This is a genomic window from Streptomyces gardneri, assembly GCF_006539185.1.
GTDB classification, from domain to species: domain Bacteria; phylum Actinomycetota; class Actinomycetes; order Streptomycetales; family Streptomycetaceae; genus Streptomyces; species Streptomyces gardneri.
In genome coordinates, this window is record NZ_BJMN01000011.1 from 324,056 (window position 1) to 343,252 (window position 19,197).

At 73.8% G+C, this 19,197-nt stretch carries 15 protein-coding genes; 8 read left to right on the plus strand and 7 right to left on the minus strand.

Features of this window, described 5'->3' with window-relative positions:
- Positions 1 to 69 precede the first annotated feature (69 nt).
- The 4 genes from SGA01_RS42810 to SGA01_RS09580 form a co-directional block, all read right to left on the minus strand.
- Positions 70 to 153 carry a putative leader peptide gene (locus SGA01_RS42810; protein WP_312846743.1) on the minus strand — a complete coding sequence of 28 codons (84 nt, stop codon included), beginning with the start codon at positions 151 to 153 and terminating at the stop codon, positions 70 to 72.
- A 144-nt stretch (positions 154 to 297) separates the two neighbouring features.
- Positions 298 to 867, minus strand: coding sequence for a GNAT family N-acetyltransferase (locus SGA01_RS09570; protein WP_141295258.1), 570 nt, complete (start codon positions 865 to 867; stop codon positions 298 to 300).
- Positions 868 to 1,009: 142 nt separating this feature from the next.
- Complete coding sequence (locus tag SGA01_RS09575) at positions 1,010 to 2,311, minus strand: GAF domain-containing protein (protein WP_055640795.1); 1,302 nt, start codon at positions 2,309 to 2,311, stop codon at positions 1,010 to 1,012.
- A gap of 337 nt (positions 2,312 to 2,648) precedes the next feature.
- Positions 2,649 to 4,337, minus strand: coding sequence for an acyl-CoA dehydrogenase family protein (locus tag SGA01_RS09580; protein WP_141295261.1), 1,689 nt, complete (start codon positions 4,335 to 4,337; stop codon positions 2,649 to 2,651).
- 17 nt (positions 4,338 to 4,354) lie between these two features.
- Here SGA01_RS09580 and SGA01_RS09585 point away from each other — a divergent pair, with 17 nt between their 5' ends.
- Together SGA01_RS09585 and SGA01_RS09590 are read left to right on the plus strand one after the other, a co-directional pair.
- Positions 4,355 to 5,479 (plus strand): YihY/virulence factor BrkB family protein, encoded by a 1,125-nt coding sequence (locus SGA01_RS09585; protein ID WP_141295264.1) that lies wholly within the window; start codon positions 4,355 to 4,357, stop codon positions 5,477 to 5,479.
- Between the two features lie 32 nt (positions 5,480 to 5,511).
- The gene (locus SGA01_RS09590; RefSeq protein WP_141295267.1) at positions 5,512 to 6,267 is read left to right on the plus strand and encodes a helix-turn-helix domain-containing protein; all 756 of its coding nucleotides are present in this window, start codon (positions 5,512 to 5,514) and stop codon (positions 6,265 to 6,267) included.
- 4 nt (positions 6,268 to 6,271) lie between these two features.
- Here the strand turns inward: SGA01_RS09590 and SGA01_RS09595 are convergent, their stop codons facing one another.
- The gene (locus SGA01_RS09595; RefSeq protein ID WP_141295270.1) at positions 6,272 to 6,694 is read right to left on the minus strand and encodes a VOC family protein; all 423 of its coding nucleotides are present in this window, start codon (positions 6,692 to 6,694) and stop codon (positions 6,272 to 6,274) included.
- A 122-nt stretch (positions 6,695 to 6,816) separates the two neighbouring features.
- Between SGA01_RS09595 and SGA01_RS09600 the strand changes: the two genes are divergently transcribed.
- The 3 genes from SGA01_RS09600 (at position 6,817) to SGA01_RS09610 (ending at position 10,668) form a co-directional block, all read left to right on the plus strand.
- Positions 6,817 to 7,818, plus strand: a complete 1,002-nt coding sequence (locus SGA01_RS09600) for a hypothetical protein (RefSeq protein ID WP_141295273.1) — start codon at positions 6,817 to 6,819, stop codon at positions 7,816 to 7,818.
- 236 nt (positions 7,819 to 8,054) lie between these two features.
- Positions 8,055 to 9,182 (plus strand): ribosome small subunit-dependent GTPase A, encoded by a 1,128-nt coding sequence (gene rsgA, locus SGA01_RS09605; RefSeq protein WP_141295276.1) that lies wholly within the window; start codon positions 8,055 to 8,057, stop codon positions 9,180 to 9,182.
- Positions 9,183 to 9,273: 91 nt separating this feature from the next.
- Positions 9,274 to 10,668, plus strand: coding sequence for a DNA-3-methyladenine glycosylase 2 family protein (locus SGA01_RS09610; RefSeq protein ID WP_141295279.1), 1,395 nt, complete (start codon positions 9,274 to 9,276; stop codon positions 10,666 to 10,668).
- Between the two features lie 4 nt (positions 10,669 to 10,672).
- Here SGA01_RS09610 and SGA01_RS09615 read toward each other — a convergent pair whose 3' ends face one another.
- Positions 10,673 to 11,155: a DUF456 domain-containing protein gene (locus SGA01_RS09615; RefSeq protein WP_055640770.1), complete on the minus strand. Its 483-nt coding sequence runs from the start codon at positions 11,153 to 11,155 to the stop codon at positions 10,673 to 10,675.
- A 213-nt stretch (positions 11,156 to 11,368) separates the two neighbouring features.
- On the opposite strand from SGA01_RS09615, the gene SGA01_RS09620 reads away from it, so the two are divergent.
- Positions 11,369 to 12,559, plus strand: coding sequence for a hypothetical protein (locus tag SGA01_RS09620; protein WP_229918003.1), 1,191 nt, complete (start codon positions 11,369 to 11,371; stop codon positions 12,557 to 12,559).
- Positions 12,560 to 12,589: 30 nt separating this feature from the next.
- Here SGA01_RS09620 and SGA01_RS09625 read toward each other — a convergent pair whose 3' ends face one another.
- Positions 12,590 to 13,573, minus strand: coding sequence for a helix-turn-helix transcriptional regulator (locus tag SGA01_RS09625; protein WP_055640768.1), 984 nt, complete (start codon positions 13,571 to 13,573; stop codon positions 12,590 to 12,592).
- A 233-nt stretch (positions 13,574 to 13,806) separates the two neighbouring features.
- Here SGA01_RS09625 and SGA01_RS09630 point away from each other — a divergent pair, with 233 nt between their 5' ends.
- Both SGA01_RS09630 and SGA01_RS09635 read left to right on the plus strand, forming a co-directional pair.
- Positions 13,807 to 17,568 carry a S8 family peptidase gene (locus SGA01_RS09630; protein WP_141295282.1) on the plus strand — a complete coding sequence of 1,254 codons (3,762 nt, stop codon included), beginning with the start codon at positions 13,807 to 13,809 and terminating at the stop codon, positions 17,566 to 17,568.
- A 137-nt stretch (positions 17,569 to 17,705) separates the two neighbouring features.
- Positions 17,706 to 19,178 (plus strand): protein phosphatase 2C domain-containing protein, encoded by a 1,473-nt coding sequence (locus tag SGA01_RS09635; protein WP_141295285.1) that lies wholly within the window; start codon positions 17,706 to 17,708, stop codon positions 19,176 to 19,178.
- Positions 19,179 to 19,197 lie beyond the last annotated feature (19 nt).

Sequence of the window (19,197 nt, forward strand, 5' to 3'; positions counted from 1 at the left end):
GGTCAGAGGGTGGCGCGTCAGTGCGCAGCAGGGTCGGGCAGAAGAGAGATCGCGGCGGTGCTGGTGGTCTCAGCGCGCCGGACAGATGGCGCTGGACATGCGGCCGAGGTCGACGTGCCGCCGACTCACCAAGGCAGTTCCAGTTCCAGACATGACGGAAGCGTGTCACGGGACTTTGGACCCAGTCCAGCATCGTCCGTAATTTGGACAGAACTGTCTCGATGCGCGAGATGCTGTGTTCCAGGTCACGTAAAAGGGGCCCCGGCGGGGGCCCCTTCAACGTAGTCGGTGCGTGGTTCAGGCATGGGCGCCGGGCCAGGGGCCGGGGGTCTCCGACTCCTCGACCTCCTCCACCTTCGTGTCGAAGAGCCGGAAGCCGCGCCGCTCGTAGTTGTCCATCGCGTGCGGACCGTCGAGCGAGCAGGTGTGCAGCCACACCCGCGTCGTGGCCTCACGGTCCGGCCAGCGCTCGGCCAGGTCCCAGGCGCGCCGGACGCCCTCGGAGAGGAGGTGGCCGCCGATCCCGCGTCCGCGGAAGGCGGGGACCAGGCCGAAGTAGACGATCTCCACGACACCGTCGGGCTGCGGGTCGAGCTCCACGTACCCGGCCGGCGTCCCCCGGTCGTACGCCACCCAGATCTCGGCGCCCGGCTTCTCGACGATCTCCTGCCACTGCTTGTACGTGAGCGCCAGCCGGTCGTTCCAGCGGATGTCGCCACCGACCGCCGTATAGAGGAAGCGGCTGTACTCCGCCGAGGGCACCGCGGCCCGGGCGATCGTGATGTCGTCGCCCTCGGGGACCCGGGAGGGACGGAGATCGGACGGCGAGGTCTGTTCGAGGGACCAGGTGGTGAGCGTGATGTGCATGGGCCCATCGCATCACGAGCCCCGACGGGGAGGCGACCGGGGTCGGAGGCCGCGTTCCGGGGCCCGGTGGGCAGGGTGTCCAAGGAGTGGGACGGGGGTCCGCGCGGTTCCGTTCGGCCTCTGCTCTTCCCGGCCGTCCGGCTCACGCCTCCGTGGCCGTCCGGGCCGCTCTGACCGCCGGGGCCGTCGAGTGGGGCAGGAGGTCCGCCGGGCGTTCCGGGCGGAGGAGCTCCACCGCCACCTCCTCGCGGAAGCGGTACGGGCGGTGCGCCAGGACACCCGCCAGGTTCCGGCGTACCCGGGACATCTCCGCCCGCACGGTCACCGTCCTCGTACGGTCGCCGAAGACGTCGTCCGCCAGCTCCGCCGCCGTCCGGCCGTCGCGGTGCAGCGCCAGGACGTAGAGGAGCTCCGCGTGCCGGGGGCTGAGCTCCTGCTGCCAGCTGCCCGCCTCCCCCGAGACGGCCACCGTCCAGCGGCGCGGCCGGCTCAGGTCGAGGACCACCCGGCTCGCCGCGGCCGCGCCGGACTCCACCGGCCGGGTCTCCTCCTCCACCCGCAGCAGCCAGCCGCCGGGCAGCGGCTCCACCGCGCACAGGCCCAGCGAGGGCAGCCACACCCGGCCCGCGCGGAAGGACTTGGGCAGCGGGATCCGGTCCATCGGCGCGAGGCCGGTCACCGCCGCCGTCCAGCCGTGGATGTCGACCGCCACGGCCCGGCCGCCCACCCGGCACAGGATCGGCGCGGCCACCGCCCGCAGCCGCTCTACCGACCGCCGGTGCCGCTCCCGCATCTCGGCCTCGGCGAGCTGGGCGACCGAGGCGACCAGCGCCAGCATCGCCGGATGGAAACTGGACGCGGGACCGCTCACGTCCAGGATCCCCAGGAGCCGCTGATCGCGCGGATCGTGCACGGGCGCGGCGGCACAGGTCCAGTTGTGCAGGGTGTGCACGTAGTGCTCGGCGGAGTGCACCTGCACGGCCCGGCCCATGGCGAGCGCCGTGCCGACCGCGTTCGTCCCGGTCGCGTGCTCGGTCCAGGCCGCGCCCTCCTCCAGACAGATGCCGTTCGCCTGGCGCAGCACCGCGAGGTTCCCCTGGCGCCACAGCACCCGGCCGTGCTCGTCGGTGACCACCATGATCTGGAGAGAGGTGTCGGCGATACCGGCGAGGCCGCCGCTGAGCGTCTGCATCACCTCGGCCAGGAGCGTGCTCCTGCGCCGCTGCTCCAGCTCGTCCCGCTGGAGCAGCACGCTGCTCGTGCTCTGGTCGGGGTCGAGTCCCAGCCGGGCCATCCGCTGCCAGGACGCGTCGATCACCGCGCGGGGCGCGATCGGTGGCGTACGGCCCGCGAGGGTCTCGTCGCGGACCCGGTGCAGCAGGCGGGCGGCCTGAGCGGCGTCCATGGCGGCCAGCCGCTTCATGTCGAGCTGCGTGTTCTTCATCGGTCTCTCCCAGCCACCCGTGGTGCTGTATCGGTTCTGCATAGGGCAGATGTCCGGAGTGTCGGTGCCCATGGTGCCGTTCGGGGCCGCCCGGCGCGGCCCGGTTCGGGTAATCCTGCAACCCTTTGCAACTCTGGCGACCTCCCCGTCCCGTGCCCGAGGGTGGAGTGAGCGGTGGGTGGTGCCGTGTCGGCGCAGCACCACCCCCGCTCTCCGCGCGTGCCGGCCTTGACGGGCCCACCCCTGGTACGCGCGGCTCAACACTCCGGCCCGCGTGAGCCGATACGACGCGACGGCACGACGCCCCGACACAGCGGCTGCGAACGAGTGCGACGTGTCAGACCGTCACCCGCGCCCGCTCCACCACCGCCCGCAGGTCGAGCGTGTGCGCCAGCGTCCCGAACGTCGATCCCCCGTCCCCGCCGAGCCGCGACGCGCAGTACGCGTCCGCCACCTCCGGCGGCGCCCACCGCACGAGCAGCGACCCCTGCAGCACCAGCGCCATCCGCTCCACGAGCCGTCGCGCCCGTGCCTCGATCCCCTCCAGGTCGGCCAGTTCGCCCAGCAGGTCCCGGATCGCCCGGTCGAGCCGGTGGTCCGCGCCGCGCGCCGCCCCCACCTCCCGCAGGAACGCGTCGAACGCCCCGGGCCCGGTCCGCAGCGCCCGCAGCACGTCGAGCGCCTGGACGTTTCCCGACCCCTCCCAGACCGAGTTGAGCGGCGACTCGCGCAACAGCCGCGGCAGCCCCGACTCCTCCACGTACCCGTTGCCGCCCAGGCACTCCAGGGCCTCCGCCACCACCGGCGTACACCGCTTCGTCACCCAGTACTTCGCCACCGGAACGGCGATACGGAGGAAGGCCCGCTCACGCTCGACGTGGTTGTTGCCGTCGGTTTCACCGGCGCGGTCGGTTGCTGTGGTGCCTTCGACGGCGTCGTACGCCGCCGCCAGGCGCATCCCCAGTACCGTCGCCGCCTCCGACTCCAGGGCCAGATCGGCGAGGACGTTCCGCATGAGCGGCTTCTCGATCAGCACCCCGCCGAAGGCCTCGCGGTACGCGCAGTGGTGCACGGCCTGCGCCACCGCCTGCCGCATCAGCGCCGCCGAGCCGAGCACACAGTCGAGGCGTGTCGCCGCCACCATGCCGATGACGGCCCGGACCCCGCGCCCCTCCTCGCCGACCCGGCGCGCCCAGGTCGTCCCGTCGAACTCCACCTCGGCGGAGGCGTTCGAGCGGTTGCCCAGCTTGTCCTTCAGCCGCTGGATCGCGAACGCGTTGCGCGAGCCGTCGGGGAGCACCCGCGGCAGCAGGAAGCAGGTCAGCCCGGCCGGTGCCTGCGCCAGGACCAGGAAGGCGTCCGACATCGGAGCCGAGCAGAACCACTTGTGCCCCGTCAGGACGTACTCCCCGTCCGTCCCCAGCGGACGCGCCTCCGTCGTGTTCGCGCGTACGTCGCTGCCGCCCTGCTTCTCCGTCAGCGCCATCCCTAGCAGCGCCCCCGGCTTCTCGGCGACGGGACGCAGCTCCCGCTCGTACACGTGCGAGGTCGCCGCCGGCTCCCACACCTCCGCGAGCTCCGGCTCGGCGCGCAGCGCGGGCACCGACGCGTGCGTCATCGACAGCGGACAGACGTGCCCCGCCTCCGCCTGCGACACCACCAGGAGTCCGGCGGCGCGCCGCACATGACCACCCGGACGGCCCCACGCATCCGTGAGCCCCGCCCCCACCGACTTGCCGAGCAGCCGGTGCCAGGACGGATGGAACTCGACCTCGTCGATCCGGTTCCCGTACCGGTCGTGGGTCCGCAGCCGCGGCGCGTTCGTGTTCGCGAGCTCTCCCCACTCCCTGACCTGCTCGGATCCCCACGCCCTGCCCAGCAGGCTCAGCTCCTCGCGGGCCTCCGTCAGGACCTCGGGCGCGAGGTGCCGCTCGACCGCCTCCGCCAGCGTCCGATCGCACGTGAAGACGTCGTATCCCACCAGGGGCGGAGCCTGGTTGGTCACGGTGTGGGTGCTCGCTGCCATGCCGATACGGTAAGCAGGTGCAGGCAGCAAGCGAAACACCCGATCGGCCCGAGCGGCGGCCCTGGAGCAGGCTCCACCGAGCGCGCGTCCTCTACCGCAACGTCTCCAAGCGGAAGATGGCCTGGCTCCTCCTCAAGGACACCGTCAACTCGTGCATCGAGTACCGGATCCTCGGCCTCGCCGCCGAGGCCGCGTTCTTCACGCTGCTGTCGCTGCCGCCCCTGCTCCTCGGCATGATCGCCCTCCTCGGCTACGCCGACGACTGGACCAACACCGACACCGTCGCGAGCATCGAGGAGAACATCCTCCGCGCCGCCGGAACGGTCCTCTCCGACCGGGGCGTCCACGACATCGCCAAGCCCCTCCTCGACGACGTCACCCAGGGGAAACGGCCCGAACTCGTCTCCCTCGGCTTCGCCATCGCCCTCTGGTCCGGCTCGCGCGCGGTGAACGTCTTCATCGACACCATCACCGTCATGTACGGGCTCGACGGCCATCGCGGCATCGTCAAGACCCGGCTCCTGGCCTTCCTGCTCTACATCGTGGCCCTGATCATCGGAGCCGTCGTCCTGCCCCTCGCGGTCGTCGGCCCCGACCGCGTCGTCGAACTGGTGCCCTGGGGGACAGAGGTCGTCGCCGTCCTGTACTGGCCGGCCGTCATCCTGCTCTCCATCGCCTTCCTCACGACGCTCTACCACGTGTCCGTACCCGTCAGATCGCCGTGGATCGAGGACATCCCCGGCGCCCTCGTCGCGCTCGGCATGTGGGTCCTCGGCAGCTTCCTCCTGCGGATCTACCTCACCAGCCAGGTCGAGGGACCGACCATCTACGGCTCCCTCGCCGCGCCCATCGCCGTCCTCCTCTGGATCGGCATCTCCGCCTTCGCGGTCCTCGTCGGCGCCGCGGTCAACGCCGCCATCGACCGCGTCTGGCCCTCCGTCGCCACCGCCGCGGCCCGCGAGGCCAACGAACGCGCCCGCGCCGTCCAGGCCGCCGAGCTGGTCGCCCGCGTCCGCGCTGAGGCGGAGGACGTCGACGAGGACGACCCGGACATGCCCTCCGAGTTCCCCGAACGCTGGTCCAAGTTCCTGCCCCCGGACGACGTGAAGTCGCGGATCCACTCGGGCTGGGAGAAGGAATGAGGCGGCGCACCCTCCGGTCGTAGGCTCGGAGGATGTACGAGGAGCGCCCGGCCCTGCTCGACGGAGCCGTCCTGTGGACGAGGACCCTGACGACGGCCTCCCGCCCCGACCGCCCCGATCCTCCCGGCTCCCTCGACGCTCCAGCCCGCCTCGACCTTCCCGACCGCCCCGACCGCCCCGTCCTGCCCGACGGCTGCATGGACCTGATCTGGGCCGACGGCCGGCTCCTCGTCGCCGGACCCGACACGCGGGCGTACGTACCGGGGGAGACCGCCACGCGGTACGCGGGCATCCGCTTCGCCCCGGGAGAGGCACCGGCGATCCTCGGCGTACCGGCCCACGAACTGCGCGACCGGCGGGTCGCCCTCGGCACGCTCTGGGGCGAGGCCGAGGCGCGGCGGCTCGGCGAGCGGATCTCGGAGGCGCCCGACCCGGCCGCCGCCCTGGAGGCCCTGGCCCTGCGCACGGCGGCCCGCGCCCCCGCCCCCGACCCGCTGCTGCGGGCCGTCGTCGCCCGCCTGGACGCGGGCCGCCCGGTCGCCGAGACCGCCGACGCGGTCGGACTCGGCGCCCGACAGCTGCACCGGCGCTCGCTGGAGGCCTTCGGCTACGGCCCCAAGACACTCGCCAGGATCCTCCGCCTCCAGCGCGCCCTGACCCTGGTCAGGGCCGGGCTGCCGTACGCCGAGGCCGCCGTCCGCGCGGGCTGCGCCGACCAGGCCCATCTCGCGCGCGAGACGAGAGCCCTGGCCGGTACGACGCTGAGCGAGTACGTGGCATCGGCCTGAGCGGTTACGAGGCGTCCGCCGGCGCGTCCGCGAACAGGGACACCCCGTTGCCGTCCGGGTCCCGGACCACCGCGTAACGCTGGCCCCAGACGGCGTCCCAGGGCTTCAGATGCCCGCCGTGGCCCGCGCCCACGAGCTCCTCGTACACCGCGTCCACGTCCGCGGGCGTGGCGCACCGGAAGGCGAGCTCGATCCGGGTCCCGCCCTCGGGCCGCCGCCAGGAAGGATCGAAGGAGCGCACGGTCTCCTCCGTGTCCCAGGCGACACGCAGTCCACCGGGCAGGGCGGCCTCCACGTGCGGGGCGGTCTCCGCCCCGGCCGGGACGTCCAGGCCGAGACGGCGGTAGAAGGCGAGCGAGGCGGCCATGTCCGAGACGACGATGCCGACGAGGTCGAGGCGGGGCGTGAGGCGAGGTGCTGTGTCCATGTCCCGCACGCTAGGACCTGCAGGACGGCCCCGTCTTGAACGAAACGGACGCGCGCCGACCGTCCGAGCCGTCGACGCCCGGGTCTGTCGGACCGTCCGAGCCGCGGGCTACGGTCGGGGCCATGACCACGCGCGCGTACGGCAGGACGTCCTGGCCCTGGGCCGCCGCGGCCGTCCTGCTGTTCTGGCAGACCTGGTTCCTCTGCCACGTCCACGCCACCGAGCGCTCGGGCGTCCGCTGGGCCTGCGACACCGAGGGCTGCGGCACCGACCAGCTCGCGGGCGGGGCGCTCTTCCTCGCCGCCCCCTCGGCCCTGGGCGCCGCCGTGTTCGCGGCGCCCTTCCTGGGCCTCTGGGGGGCCGGTCTCGCGGTGCTGCTCGCCGCCTTCGGGCTCCTCGTGGGCCGGGAGGACGACCACGCGGTCGTCGCCGCGTACGGCCTCGCCGGGCTCGGCGTCGTCCTCGTCGTCGCGGGAGCCGTGCGGTCGCTCGGGCGCCGGGACCCCGAGGCCGAGGCTCCGGCCCAGGGCGGCGGTGGCGTCCCCGTCCGGGCCCTGCTCCGCCGGGTCCTCGCCCCCGGCACCCTCCTCGTGGCCGCGTCGGCCGCCGTCGTCGTCACCGGCTTCGTCCACGGGGCGCTCGACGGGCCGCGCTGGGTCATGATGCTCGGCCTCAACGGCACGGTCGCCCTGCTCTTCGCGCTCGGCACGGTACGGCTGCGGCACCGCCCCGGCGTGGCCGGGCGGCTCCTCTCCGGCGAGGGGGCCGTGCACGCGCCGGCCCGGCTCCACTCCCTCACCACGCGCGGCACCGACTTCGTCTTCGACCTGACCGTGCTCCCCGAAGGGGGCGCCCCGTACCGGATCGAGGTCGAGCACCCCCTCGACCTCCAGGACGTGCGGGTCCACCGCGCGGCGCTCGTCCGCCACGACCCGCGCCGCCCCTGGCTCGTCGACCTCCCCCAGCACCCGCCGGCCGCCGAACTGGCCCGCGCCCGCGCCGCCGTCCGCACGGACGACCTGCCGACGGCACCCCGGATCGGCGCCCCGGCCCCCGGGACCCCGGCCCTCGTCGCCGGAACGGTCCTCGCAGCCGTCCTGCTGACGGTCGTGACCCTGACCTGACGCCCACGGGCGCCCCGGGAAATCCGCCGCGAAAAAACCCGTGGCGGGTTCTCCGAGGCTCCCGCTAAGGTGCTTCTCGTACAAGATCGCGAAAAGACACAGGAGGTGTGACCGATGGCTGTCATCACGAAGGGCCTCGCCCACTCGCGGATGTTCGTCCACACCACCTCCGCGGCCACCGGCTGACCTCACTCTCCGTCTTTCAGCGCCGGGGCCGCCCCTGTGAAGGGTCCCCCTTGTCTTTCGGTTCTTCCGTTTCGTCTTCTTCTGCTTCGTCTTCCTCTTCCTCGCTGCTCGACGCCCACGGCTGGGACGCCGGCTGGGCCGAGGCCTTCGCTCCGTACGCGGCTCAGGGACTGCTCCCCGGCCGGGTCGTCCGCGTCGACCGAGGACAGTGCGACATCGCCACCCCCGAGGGGATCGTGCGCGCCGACACGGCGTTCGTGACCCCGCACGACCCGCTGCGGGTCGTCTGCACCGGCGACTGGGCCGCCGTCGACCCCGAGGGCGTCAGCGACCCCCGCTACGTACGGACGCTGCTGCCGCGCCGTACGGCCTTCGCGCGCTCCACCTCCTCCCAGCGGTCCGAGGGGCAGATCCTCGCGGCCAACGTCGACCACGCGGTCATCACCGTCTCGCTCGCCGTCGAGCTGGACCTCGGCCGGATCGAGCGCTTCCTGGCCCTGGCCTGGGAGTCCGGCGCCCAGCCGACGATCGTCCTCAGCAAGGCGGACCTCGTGCCCGACCCCGTCGGTCTCTCCTACCTCGTCGAGGACGTGGAGACCGTCGCACCCGGCGTCCAGGTCGTGCCCCTCAGCTCCGAGACGGGCGAGGGAATCGACGTGCTGTCCGCGGTGGTCGCGGGCGGCACGACCGTCCTGCTCGGCGTCTCCGGCGCCGGCAAGTCGACCCTCGCCAACGCGCTCGTCGGCGCGGACGTGATGACCGTCCAGGCCGCCCGGGACATCGACGGCAAGGGCCGCCACACCACGACCACCCGCAACCTCTTCGTCCTGCCGGGCGGGGGAGTCCTCATCGACACCCCCGGGCTGCGCGGGGTCGGCCTCTGGGACGCCGAGACCGGCGTCGGCCAGGTCTTCTCCGAGATCGAAGAGCTGTCGGCGGAGTGCCGCTTCCACGACTGCGCCCACGAGTCGGAGCCCGGCTGCGCGGTCGCGGCGGCGATCGAGGACGGCTCGCTGCCCGTGCGCCGACTGGAGAGCTACCGCAAGCTGCTCCGCGAGAACCAGCGGATCGTGGCCAAGACCGACGCGCGCGTGCGCTCCGAGATCCTCAAGGACTGGAAGCGCAAGGGCGCCGAGGGACGCGCCGCCATGGACGCCAAGCGCGGACGCGTCCGCTAGCGGGCGTTCCGGGGCCTGTCCGGTCATGATCCGCCGGACAGGGCCCACGGCGGTGCGCCGCGGTCCGGACCCGCTCCCGGGCCGCAGCGCCATGTCCGAAACCCGCGAGTCGGGTCCCGTCGGGTCCCGCACACTGGGAGACATGACGGACGACGACACCCGCTACGAGGCGGTCAGCAGCAGGGACGCGCGGTTCGACGGAGAGTTCTTCTTCGCCGTCCGCACCACCGGCATCTACTGCCGGCCCAGCTGCCCCGCCGTCACCCCGAAGCGGCGGAACGTCTCGTTCTTCCCCACGGCGGCCGCCGCCCAGGGCCACGGCTTCCGCGCCTGCCGCCGCTGCAGGCCGGACGCCGTGCCTGGCTCCGCCGCGTGGGACGTACGGGCCGACGTCGTCGGCCGGGCCATGCGCATGATCGGCGACGGGGTCGTCGACCGCGAGGGCGTGCCCGGCCTCGCCGGGCGTCTCGGCTACAGCACCCGCCAGGTGCAGCGCCAGCTCACCGCCGAGCTCGGCGCCGGACCTGTGGCCCTCGCCCGCGCCCAGCGTGCGCACACCGCGCGGCTGCTGCTCCAGACGACGGGCCTGCCCGTCACCGAGATCGCCTTCGCGGCCGGCTTCGCCAGCGTCCGCCAGTTCAACGAGACCATCCGCGCCGTCTACGCCCGCACCCCCACCGCCCTGCGGGAAGAGGCGGGCAGCGGCGCCGGAGGCCGTACCGCGCTCGCCGCCGGGGTCCCGCTGCGGCTCGCCCACCGGGGGCCGTACGCCGCGGGGGAGGTCTTCGACCTGCTCGCCGCCGAGGCCGTGCCCCGCGTCGAGGAGGTCGTCGGCCCCCACGGCGCCCGCACCTACCGGCGCACGCTCCGCCTTCCGTACGGCACCGGGATCGTCTCCGTCGACGAGGGGTCCGCCGGCCGCTGGCTCGACGCCCGCATCCACCTCACCGAGCTGCGCGACCTGACCACCGCCGTGCACCGGCTGCGCCGCCTCTTCGACCTCGACGCCGACCCGTACGCGGTCGCCGAGCGGCTCGGCGCCGACCCGGGGCTCGCCGCCGAGGTGACGGCCCGGCCCGGCGTGCGGTCCCCGGGGACGGCCGAACCGGAGGAGTTCGCGCTGCGGACCCTCCTCGGGCCCGCGGAGTCGGCCCGGCTCGTCGAGGCGCACGGTACGCCCCTGGCCACCGCCTGCGGCGGCCTCACCCACCTCTTCCCCGCCCCGGCCGACTTGACCGGCCACCCCGTCGCGGGGCCGCTGGCCCGCGCGCTCGCCGACGGCGCCGTACGCCTCGACCCCGGCGCCGACCGCGACGAGGCCGAGCGCGCCCTGCTCGCCGTCCCCGGTGTGGGCCCCGAAGCAGCCGCCCTCATCCGGATGCGGGCCCTCGGCGACCCGGACGTCCTCCCCGGAGACGCCCCGGAGGCGGAGGAGTGGCGCCCCTGGCGCTCGTACGCGGCGCGCTACCTCGCGACCGCGGCCTGAGGTCTCAGCCCCAGATCACCGCACCCGCCCACGCCCCCACGATCAGCAGGCACGAGAAGAGCTCGACGAGGACGCTCGTACCGGCCGCCCGCATGACCGTCCGGGTCGCCGCCCTGGCCTGGCCGTGGCCGCCGAGCCGGAGCCGCTCCGAGAGGTAGACCCCGCCGACGAAGCCGGGGATCGCGCCGAGGACGGGGACCAGGACGAAGCCCAGGAGCGCGCCCAGACCCGCGTACACGATCATCCGCCGGGTGATGCCGACCCCCCGGAACCGGCGTGGCGGGAGCTGCCAGACGACCACCTGTGTGAGGAGCAGCAGACCGGTCGAGGAGGCCAGCAGGATCCAGGCGAGGTCCGACCGCTCGTGCAGCGACCACCAGAGCATCGCGGCCCACACCAGCCACGTTCCCGGCACGCCGGGGGTCAGCACCCCGAACAGACCGAGCAGCATCACCGTCGCGACCATCAGGAGCTGCCACACACCCACGCTGCCCAGCGTCCCCCAGAAACCGCGTCCCCGCAGGTCGCAGGACCCGTACGGGTCAGGAGGGCGCCTAGGGCCTGTCCGGCGGATCATGGCCGGGGGCCGACCCTGATCCGCCGGACAGGCCCTAGGGCCGGTGCGGAAATCCGGTGGATCCGCCGCGGCGGGCGAGGCACAATCCCCGAGGAATCGGGGCGAGGGGGAGCTTGTTTGTACGTGTTCACGTGTGCCGGGTGCGGCACGGAGCTGACGGCGCCGGTGTCCCGGGTCGCCCTCCCCGTCCACACCCACTACGGGGCGTGGGAGGAACTCCACCCTCCGCTGATGGAGCCCGCGACGTACGCCGTCGAGCCCCTGCCCACCGGACCGCCCTGGCGGAGGTGGGGGGAGGTCGGCGAGGACGAGGCCGCCCGGCAGGGCGTGTACGCGCCGGTGTACTCCGTCTCGTTCGGCGCGCGGAACAGGATCGTCATCGCCCCCGGAGACTCCCGGTCCATGTCCCTGATCCCCGAGAAGTGCGCGGGCGACTGCCGGGGCGTGGACGGCCGGGACGGCCCCAACCTGGCGTGCGAGGGCTGCGGGCGGGCCGTGGCGACCCGCAGGGACGACTGCGGCATGTGGCAGACGGTGTGGCTGGAGCCCGACGCGGTCGAGCGCCGCCCCTCGGGGCTCCCGGCCGGTCCGCCTCCCGACTGGGACGACCTGGAGTGCGCCGAGCACCGCGTCCCGCCCGTCGACCCCGACGGGTCGTGGAGCCCCCGGTGGGAGGCGGCGCTCGGGGTCGCGCTGGCCCACCTCGTGGCGGTCACCGGGAACCGCCCGGTGACCCTCCCCGCCGGCCCGGTCGCCGAGCTGCTCGGCCACGCAGTCGCCCGGCGCCTGCCCGTCGGGCCCGGGCCCGTGTCCGGGCCCGTGTCCGGGTCAGGGACCGCGGCCGGGCGCGAAGTCGGGCTCGGTACCGCATCAGGGCTGGGTGCCGAAGCAGGGCTCGGTTCCGAAGCCGGGCTCGGTTCCGAATCAGGGCTCGGTCCCGAATCCGGGCTCGCGACCTGGTCCGTCGGGCTGGCCGGTCCGGGGATCGGTGCACCTCGGCCCCGCCCCGACGTCCTCCTCGTCCCCCGCCACCCCCTCACGGGTGACCCCTGGAGCCCGCCCGGCGACGAAGGGGCCGTGGTCCCGCTGGACAGCGGGGTCTGGGCATACCTCGCGCACCCGGGCGAGACCTCTCCGCTGCCCGCGACCGGGGTGCTCCCGGAGGGCGTCCTCCGTGACGACTACCCCCTGCCGCAGCGCCCTTGGCGCCTGCTGGCGGCCGACCGCCACGCCTTCGAGGGCACCCTGGTGCGACTGCCCGCCGTACGCCACCCCCGGCTGCGCGGATTCCGCGACGCCCGGCACACCCCCTGAGGGCCCCGACCCTGATCCGCCGGACAGGGCCTAGCCGCGGGCCACCCAGCCCTTCTCGTACGCGTGCCAGCCCAGCTGGAGGCGGGTCGTCACGCCGGTCAGTTCCATCAGGCCCTTGACCCGGCGCTGGACCGTCCGCAGGCCCAGGTCCAGCTGCTTGGCCACGCTCGCGTCCGTCATCCCGGCGAGGAGCAGCGACAGGATCTCCAGGTCCATCACGTCGGGGCCCGGGGCCTCGTCCTCGGTGATCTGGGCGCCCGCGCCGAGCCGTAGCGGCAGGGCCTCCCGCCACACCGACTCGAAGAGGCCCATCAGCGATTCGAGGAGCCCGCTCGCGTGGACGACGATCGCCGCGGGTTCCGCGCCCCGTCCGGTCAGCGGCACCATGGCCAGGGAGCGGTCGGCGACCACCAGCTTCGTGGGGACCCGGTCCGCGACCCGGACGCGCTCCTCACGGCCGAGCGCGGCCGAGAGTTCGAGCAGCCCCGTAGGGAGCGTGAGCACCTCGCGTTCGAGCACCACCCGGTAGCGCACCCCGCGCCCGGCGGCCTGCTCCTCCGCGTCGTTCTCCATCCCGGAGACCGCGATCGGCTTCCCCGTGACCAGGGCGCAGACCTCCTCCTGCGCGCCCAGCTGGAGCTGGAGGAAGCGGTGGGTGACGGCGCTCGCACCGGTCACCACCTCCACCAGGTCGTGGACGGCCGACTCCGCCGCCTCCGCCCGGTACTCCTCGGCCAGCAGCTTCGCCGCCAGCTCCGCCTGCTCCAGCTCGTGGCGCTGCTGGGTCAGCAGGGCGCCCAGCGCCACCCCGGGCGGCGCCGCCACCCACCGTCCGGTCCTGGCCGAGGACTGCGCGGCGAGCCCCTGGGACTCCAGCCGGCGCAGCGCCCGCTCGGTGTCCCGCTCGGGCAGGGCGAGCCGGTGCGCGAGATCGGTGACCTCGGCCGCGCCCAGCGCGACCAGGGCGCGGTACGCGGACTCCTGGCGTTCGTCGAGCCCTATCGCTCCCAGCATGGTTGCCCCACCCCTCGCCGTGCATCCGATCGGGCACCCCGGATCTTCCCGGGACCTTCACCGGAGGCATTCGTTCCGTTGGTGACCTGGCGGGAAACGGCCACGGCGTATTCCCGCCTTGCCCATCATCCCTGTACCGCCCTCACCTCTGCCAATGTGGCGCCACCGCAGCACCAACAGCCTCCGGAGACGGGCGTCTTGTGCCCTTTTTCCGGAATCAGATGGGGAGAGCGATGCGCCCGATTTCGCGTACGGCACTGGGGGCGGCGACCGCCGCCGTCCTGGCCGTCACCGCGGTCGCGCCGTCCATGGCGAATGAGCCGCAGGACGGCACGGCCGGCAAGCGACCGCTGGTCGGCAGCGAGGCCTCGGCCAGCGCCGGGGACCGGACCGCCACGGTGACCCTGGTCACCGGGGACCGCGTCCTGGTCAGCCACGACGCCGACGGGAACCCGGCGGCCACGGCGCTGCCCCGCGAGGACGGCACCGTCCCCCTCGTCCAGACCCGCCGCTCCGGCCATGACCTGTACGTATACCCCGAGGACGCCACCGACGCGCTCGCCGCCGGCCGCGTCGACGAGGAGCTCTTCAACGTCACCGGCCTCATCCGCCAGGGCTACGACGACGCCTCCACCACCACCCTGCCCCTCATCGCGGTCTACGGCTCCGACCTCGCCCGCTCGACGCCCGCCGCCCCGCGCGGCGCCAAGCGCGGCCAGGTCCTCAGGACCGTCGACGGCGTCGCGCTCAAGGCGGAGAAGAAGCAGGCCGGCACCTTCTGGGCCGACGTGAACACCCCGCAGGCCCGCTCCGCCGCCGGCATCGAGAAGCTCTGGCTGGACCGCAAGGTTCAGGCCACTTTGGAGCAGTCCACGAAGCAGGTCCACGCCCCCGAGGCCTGGGCCGCCGGCTACGACGGCACCGGCACCAAGGTCGCCGTCCTCGACACCGGCGCCGACACCGAGCACCCCGACCTCAAGGGCCGCGTCACCGCCTCGGAGAACTTCACCGACTCCGAGACCGCCGACGACCGCCAGGGCCACGGCACCCACACCATCTCCACCGTCGGCGGCTCCGGCGCCGCGAGCGACGGCAGGAAGAAGGGCGTCGCCCCCGGCGCCGACCTCCTCAACGGCAAGGTCCTCAACGACTCGGGCTCCGGCGCCGCCTCCTGGATCATCGCGGGAATGGAATGGGCCGTCGCCCAGGGCGCCGACGTGGTCTCCATGAGCCTCGGCAGCCCCGTCCCCACCGACTGCACCGACCCGATGAGCGTCGCCGCCGAGGAACTCGGCCGCAGCAAGGGCACGTTGTTCGTCATCGCCGCCGGAAACTCGGGCCCGACCCTCAACACGGTCTCCTCGCCCGGCTGCGCGCCCAGCGTCCTCACCGTCGGAGCCACCGACCGCGACGACTCCACCGCGTACTTCTCCAGCCGCGGCCCGACGATCGTCAACCACACCCTCAAGCCGGAGATAGCCGCGCCCGGCGTGGGCATCTCCGCCGCCGCGGCCGGTGGCCGGGGCGTCTACGCCTACCAGTCCATGTCCGGTACGTCGATGGCCACCCCGCACGTCGCGGGCGCCGCCGCCATCGTCAAGCAGCGCCACCCCGACTGGACCGCCCAGCAGATCAAGGCCGCCCTCGTCTCCTCCGCCGAGAGCGACCTCCCCGGCGACGTCCGCGAGGTCGGCGGCGGCCGCCTCGACGTCAAGGCGGCCATCGACCAGACGGTCCTCGGCGCTTCCGCGGTCCAGGGCGGTACGTTCAACTGGCCGCAGGACAGGACCGACCGCACCACGGTCTCCGTCCCGTACACCAACACCTCCGACGCCCCCGTCACCCTGAACCTCTCGGTCGAGAAGGTCACCGGCAACGACGGCTCCCGCGTACGGAGTTCGGTCGCCCGCCTCGCCAAGCGCACCGTCACCGTACCGGCCGGCGCCACCGTCCAGGTCCCGCTGGAGCTCGACCCCACCGCCCGCCTGGACCGCGCCCAGTACGGCGACGTCACCGGCCGCGTCCTCGCCACCGGCCCCGGCGGCGTCCATGTCTCGACCCCCTTCTCGCTCTACGTCGAGCCCGAAACCGTCACCCTGCGCGTCAAGTTGATCGACCGTCAGGGCAAGCCCGCCGACGGCGCGTCCTCCCTCGACGTCATCGGCACCGACGTCGCCAGCGGCGAGCGCCGCTTCAACGAAGGCGCCGCCGACCAGGTCTACCGCCTGCGCCCCGGCAGCTACTTCCTCTCCTCCTTCGTCACCACGCCCGACGCCGGCGAGGGCGCCACGCTGAACGACTCGCTCAGCTACCTCGGCCGCCCGCAGATGGAGCTGAAGAAGGACACCACCGTCGTCCTCGACGCCCGCCAGGCCCACAAGCTGTCGGTCAAGACCGACAAGAGCTCCGAACTCCGCGGCGCCACCCTCGCGTTCTCCCGCTCCTGGGACGACTTCTGGCTGCACGCCGGAACCGCCGCGGGACCGCGGACCATCCGCGGCTACTACGCCTCGGTCGAAGGGCGGGCCGACGAAGGCGACTTCGAGTTCGGCAGCTACTGGCGCGCCGCCGCCCCGCAGATCACCTCGCTGCGCACCGCCGACGGTCTGACCCTGCACCCGCTCACCGCCTCCATCGCCTCCGACAACCTCGACGGGACCGGCTCCGCCCGCCTCGTCGACGCCGGAACCGGCACCCCGGAGGAGCTCAAGGCCGCCGGAGTCCAGGGCCGCATCGCCCTCGTCCGACTGCCGGACGACTCGACCTCCGCGGGCACCCTCGCCCGTAACGCCAAGGCCGCCGGCGCCGTCGCCGTCATCGCCCACCACGCGGCCCCCGGCCGCTGGTACCCGACCGGTGGCTTCACCGGCCTCGGCCTGCCGGTGCTCTCCGTCCCGTCCAGCGAGGCGACCGCGCTCCTGGGCAAGCTGGCGGCCGGTGAGGTCACCCTCGCCTGGCAGGCCACGGCGAAGAGCCCGTACGCCTACAACCTGGCGTTCCCCGAGACCGGCGCGATCCGCGACGACAAGGACTACCGGGTCCGGGACCGCGAGCTCGGCCGCACGGACTCCACCTACGGGTCGGCGGGCATCGCCACCGACTTCATGGACTTCCCGGCGGCGCGCCGCCCGGACGGCGTCCGCGTCGGCTTCGGCTCGCTGGAGACGGTCCCCGCGCCCGGCGCCCGCACCGAGTACTACTCGGCCGGCGACACGAGCTGGGAGCCGATGGTCGGCAGCAGCTTCCCGTTCGGGGAGATCATGGTCGGCACCCCGCACGCCTACACCCCCGGTGAGAAGCGCACCGAGAACTGGTACGACGGGGTCATCGCCCCCACCGCCCCGCGCGACGCGGCCGGCAAGCCGGTCCTCGTCGCCGAGCGCCAGGGCAACCTCATCGGCTTCGCCGACGCCATGTGGGGCGACAACACCCACCACGCCGTGCCCGGTTCCTTCGGGGACATCGGCAACGTCAGCCTCAGCCGCGACGGCGAGGTCCTCGGCACGAGCAGCTGGCCGTTCGGAGTGTTCGAGGTACCGGCCGAAGCCGGGACGTACACGCTCGAACAGAACACCATGAAGATCGGCAGCAAGGTGTGGGCCCGCTCCACTTCCGTCAACTCGGTGTGGAAATTCACCTCCAAGCTTGACGAGAGCGTCTATTCTCAGGGCATCCCGATTCTCTTCCCCCGGTACGACCTTCCGGAGGACGGACTCAAGACCCTCGCCGCGACCGACGGCCAGCAGATCGGCCTCACCGCGACGGGTCACGCGGGCTACACCCCCGCAGCGCTCACCTCGGCCAAGCTCTCGTACTCCTACGACGGGGGTACGACCTGGACCGAAGCGCGGGTCTCTCAGCAGGGCGGTCAGTGGACCGCGACCGTGAACCACGCGGGCGCGTCCGGTGAACCCGTCACCCTGAGGACCGAACTGACGGACGTCAACGGCAACTCCGTCACCCAGACCGTGGTCCGCGCTTACGACGTGCGCTGATCACGACGGTCCGCCGGGCGTCCTTCCCGTGGGGGGTGGGGCCGCCCGGCGGACCACTCATGTCCCGTCACTCATTCGCAGCAACGGTTTTCCTGATGTCCGTTTTCGGGCGCCGTGCGCGGTGGACAATAAGGGACATGACTCAGCAGGGGGACAACTGGTGGGACAAGCTCTACGACGAGTCGGCGCCGGACACGGCCCCGACGGTCCCGGGTGAATCGCTCGACGACCACTTCGCCACGGCGCCCCGCGCCACCACGGGCCCACCCGGCCCGAGCCCGGACCTGAAGCCGGCGGCCGACCCGGGAGCGGAAGCAGACCTGGTGGCGGCGGCCGACCCGGCGCCGGTCGAGCAGCCCGCGCCGGACCCCCGGGCCGTCCTGTCCGACAGGGCACCCTGGGAGACCCCCGAGCAGGGACCGCGCTCCTTCCCCGGGCCGCCGCCCCCGGCCCCGGTCGCCCCGCCGGCCGAGACGCCCACCGTCCAGGTGCAGATGCCGGTGCCGGAGCCCCAGGCCGATGACGATGCCGATGCGGATCCGGAGAACAGCCCGGAGAGCACCCGGGAGTCCGGACCGGACGCCGACCTCACCGTCCAGGTGCCCGTGCCCCGCCCCCGGGCGGCCGGGTTCGTCGGCAGCAGACCGCCGACCTACGAGGCCGAACCCACCGCCCTCCCCGTCGCCCGCCCGGGCGAGCTCGCCGAACTGGTCGCCGACACCGTCCTCGACGGCGCCCGCTACGGCACCTGCACCCTGCGGGCCGCCTCCGTACGCGGCGACTCCGCCCGCTATCGCGGCGAACCCCGCCGCGACGCCCTGCTCACCGCCCGCTTCGGCCACGACGAGGCCGCGCTCGTCCTCGTCGCCGTCGCCGCGGGCTCCCGCGCCGCCGAGGACGCCCACCTCGCCGCCGCCGACGCCTGCCAGTGGATCGCGGAGGCCGTCGGCCGCAGCCACGCCCGGCTCTCGGAGGACATCAGGACCGGCCGCCGCGGCGACCTCAAGTCCGGACTGCACCGGCTCACCGACCGTACGTACGGCAAGCTGCGCGCCCGCGCCGCCGACCGGGGCCTCGCCCCCGACGAGTACACCGCGACCCTCCGCTGCCTTCTCGTCCCCGCCGACCCCGAGTGCCGCACGCGCGTCTTCTTCGGGATCGGCGGCGGCGGCCTCTTCCGGCTCCGCGAGGGCTCCTGGCAGGACATCGAACCGCTCCTGCCCGAGCCCGCGGCCGTCACCGGCGCCCCCGTCGTCGGCTTCGGCTCCCCGCCCTCGCCGAAGGACGCGGACGAGACCGAGGAGGGCGACCGGCTGACCATGAACCTCGGCGTCACGACCCCACCGGGCCCGCTCGTCGAGGAGCCCGTGCCGCCACCCGCCGAACCCTTCCGCTTCCGGGCCTCCGTCGCCCGCCCCGGGGACACCCTGCTCCTCGCCTCACCCGGACTCGCCGAGCCGATGCGCGGCGAACCCGCCCTCGCCCGCGAACTCGCCACCCGCTGGGCCGGCCAGGAGGCGCCCGGTCTCGCCGCCTTCCTCGCCGACACCCAGCTGCGGGTGACGGGGTACGCCGACGACCGCACGGGGGTGGCCGTCTGGGAGGCGTAACGCGCCGGGCCGTGTGTTG

Excerpts from the sequence above, each read along its gene's own strand:
- SGA01_RS09575 (WP_055640795.1), bottom strand. The coding sequence starts at position 2,311 with ATGAAGAACACGCAGCTCGACATGAAGCGGCTGGCCGCCATGGACGCC.
- SGA01_RS09600 (WP_141295273.1), top strand. The coding sequence starts at position 6,817 with ATGACCACGCGCGCGTACGGCAGGACGTCCTGGCCCTGGGCCGCCGCG.
- SGA01_RS42810 (WP_312846743.1), bottom strand. The coding sequence starts at position 153 with ATGTCTGGAACTGGAACTGCCTTGGTGAGTCGGCGGCACGTCGACCTC.
- SGA01_RS09570 (WP_141295258.1), bottom strand. The coding sequence starts at position 867 with ATGCACATCACGCTCACCACCTGGTCCCTCGAACAGACCTCGCCGTCC.
- SGA01_RS09595 (WP_141295270.1), bottom strand. The coding sequence starts at position 6,694 with ATGGACACAGCACCTCGCCTCACGCCCCGCCTCGACCTCGTCGGCATC.
- SGA01_RS09590 (WP_141295267.1), top strand. The coding sequence starts at position 5,512 with ATGTACGAGGAGCGCCCGGCCCTGCTCGACGGAGCCGTCCTGTGGACG.
- SGA01_RS09610 (WP_141295279.1), top strand. The coding sequence starts at position 9,274 with ATGTCCGAAACCCGCGAGTCGGGTCCCGTCGGGTCCCGCACACTGGGA.
- SGA01_RS09580 (WP_141295261.1), bottom strand. The coding sequence starts at position 4,337 with ATGGCAGCGAGCACCCACACCGTGACCAACCAGGCTCCGCCCCTGGTG.
- SGA01_RS09635 (WP_141295285.1), top strand. The coding sequence starts at position 17,706 with ATGACTCAGCAGGGGGACAACTGGTGGGACAAGCTCTACGACGAGTCG.
- SGA01_RS09630 (WP_141295282.1), top strand. The coding sequence starts at position 13,807 with ATGCGCCCGATTTCGCGTACGGCACTGGGGGCGGCGACCGCCGCCGTC.
- SGA01_RS09625 (WP_055640768.1), bottom strand. The coding sequence starts at position 13,573 with ATGCTGGGAGCGATAGGGCTCGACGAACGCCAGGAGTCCGCGTACCGC.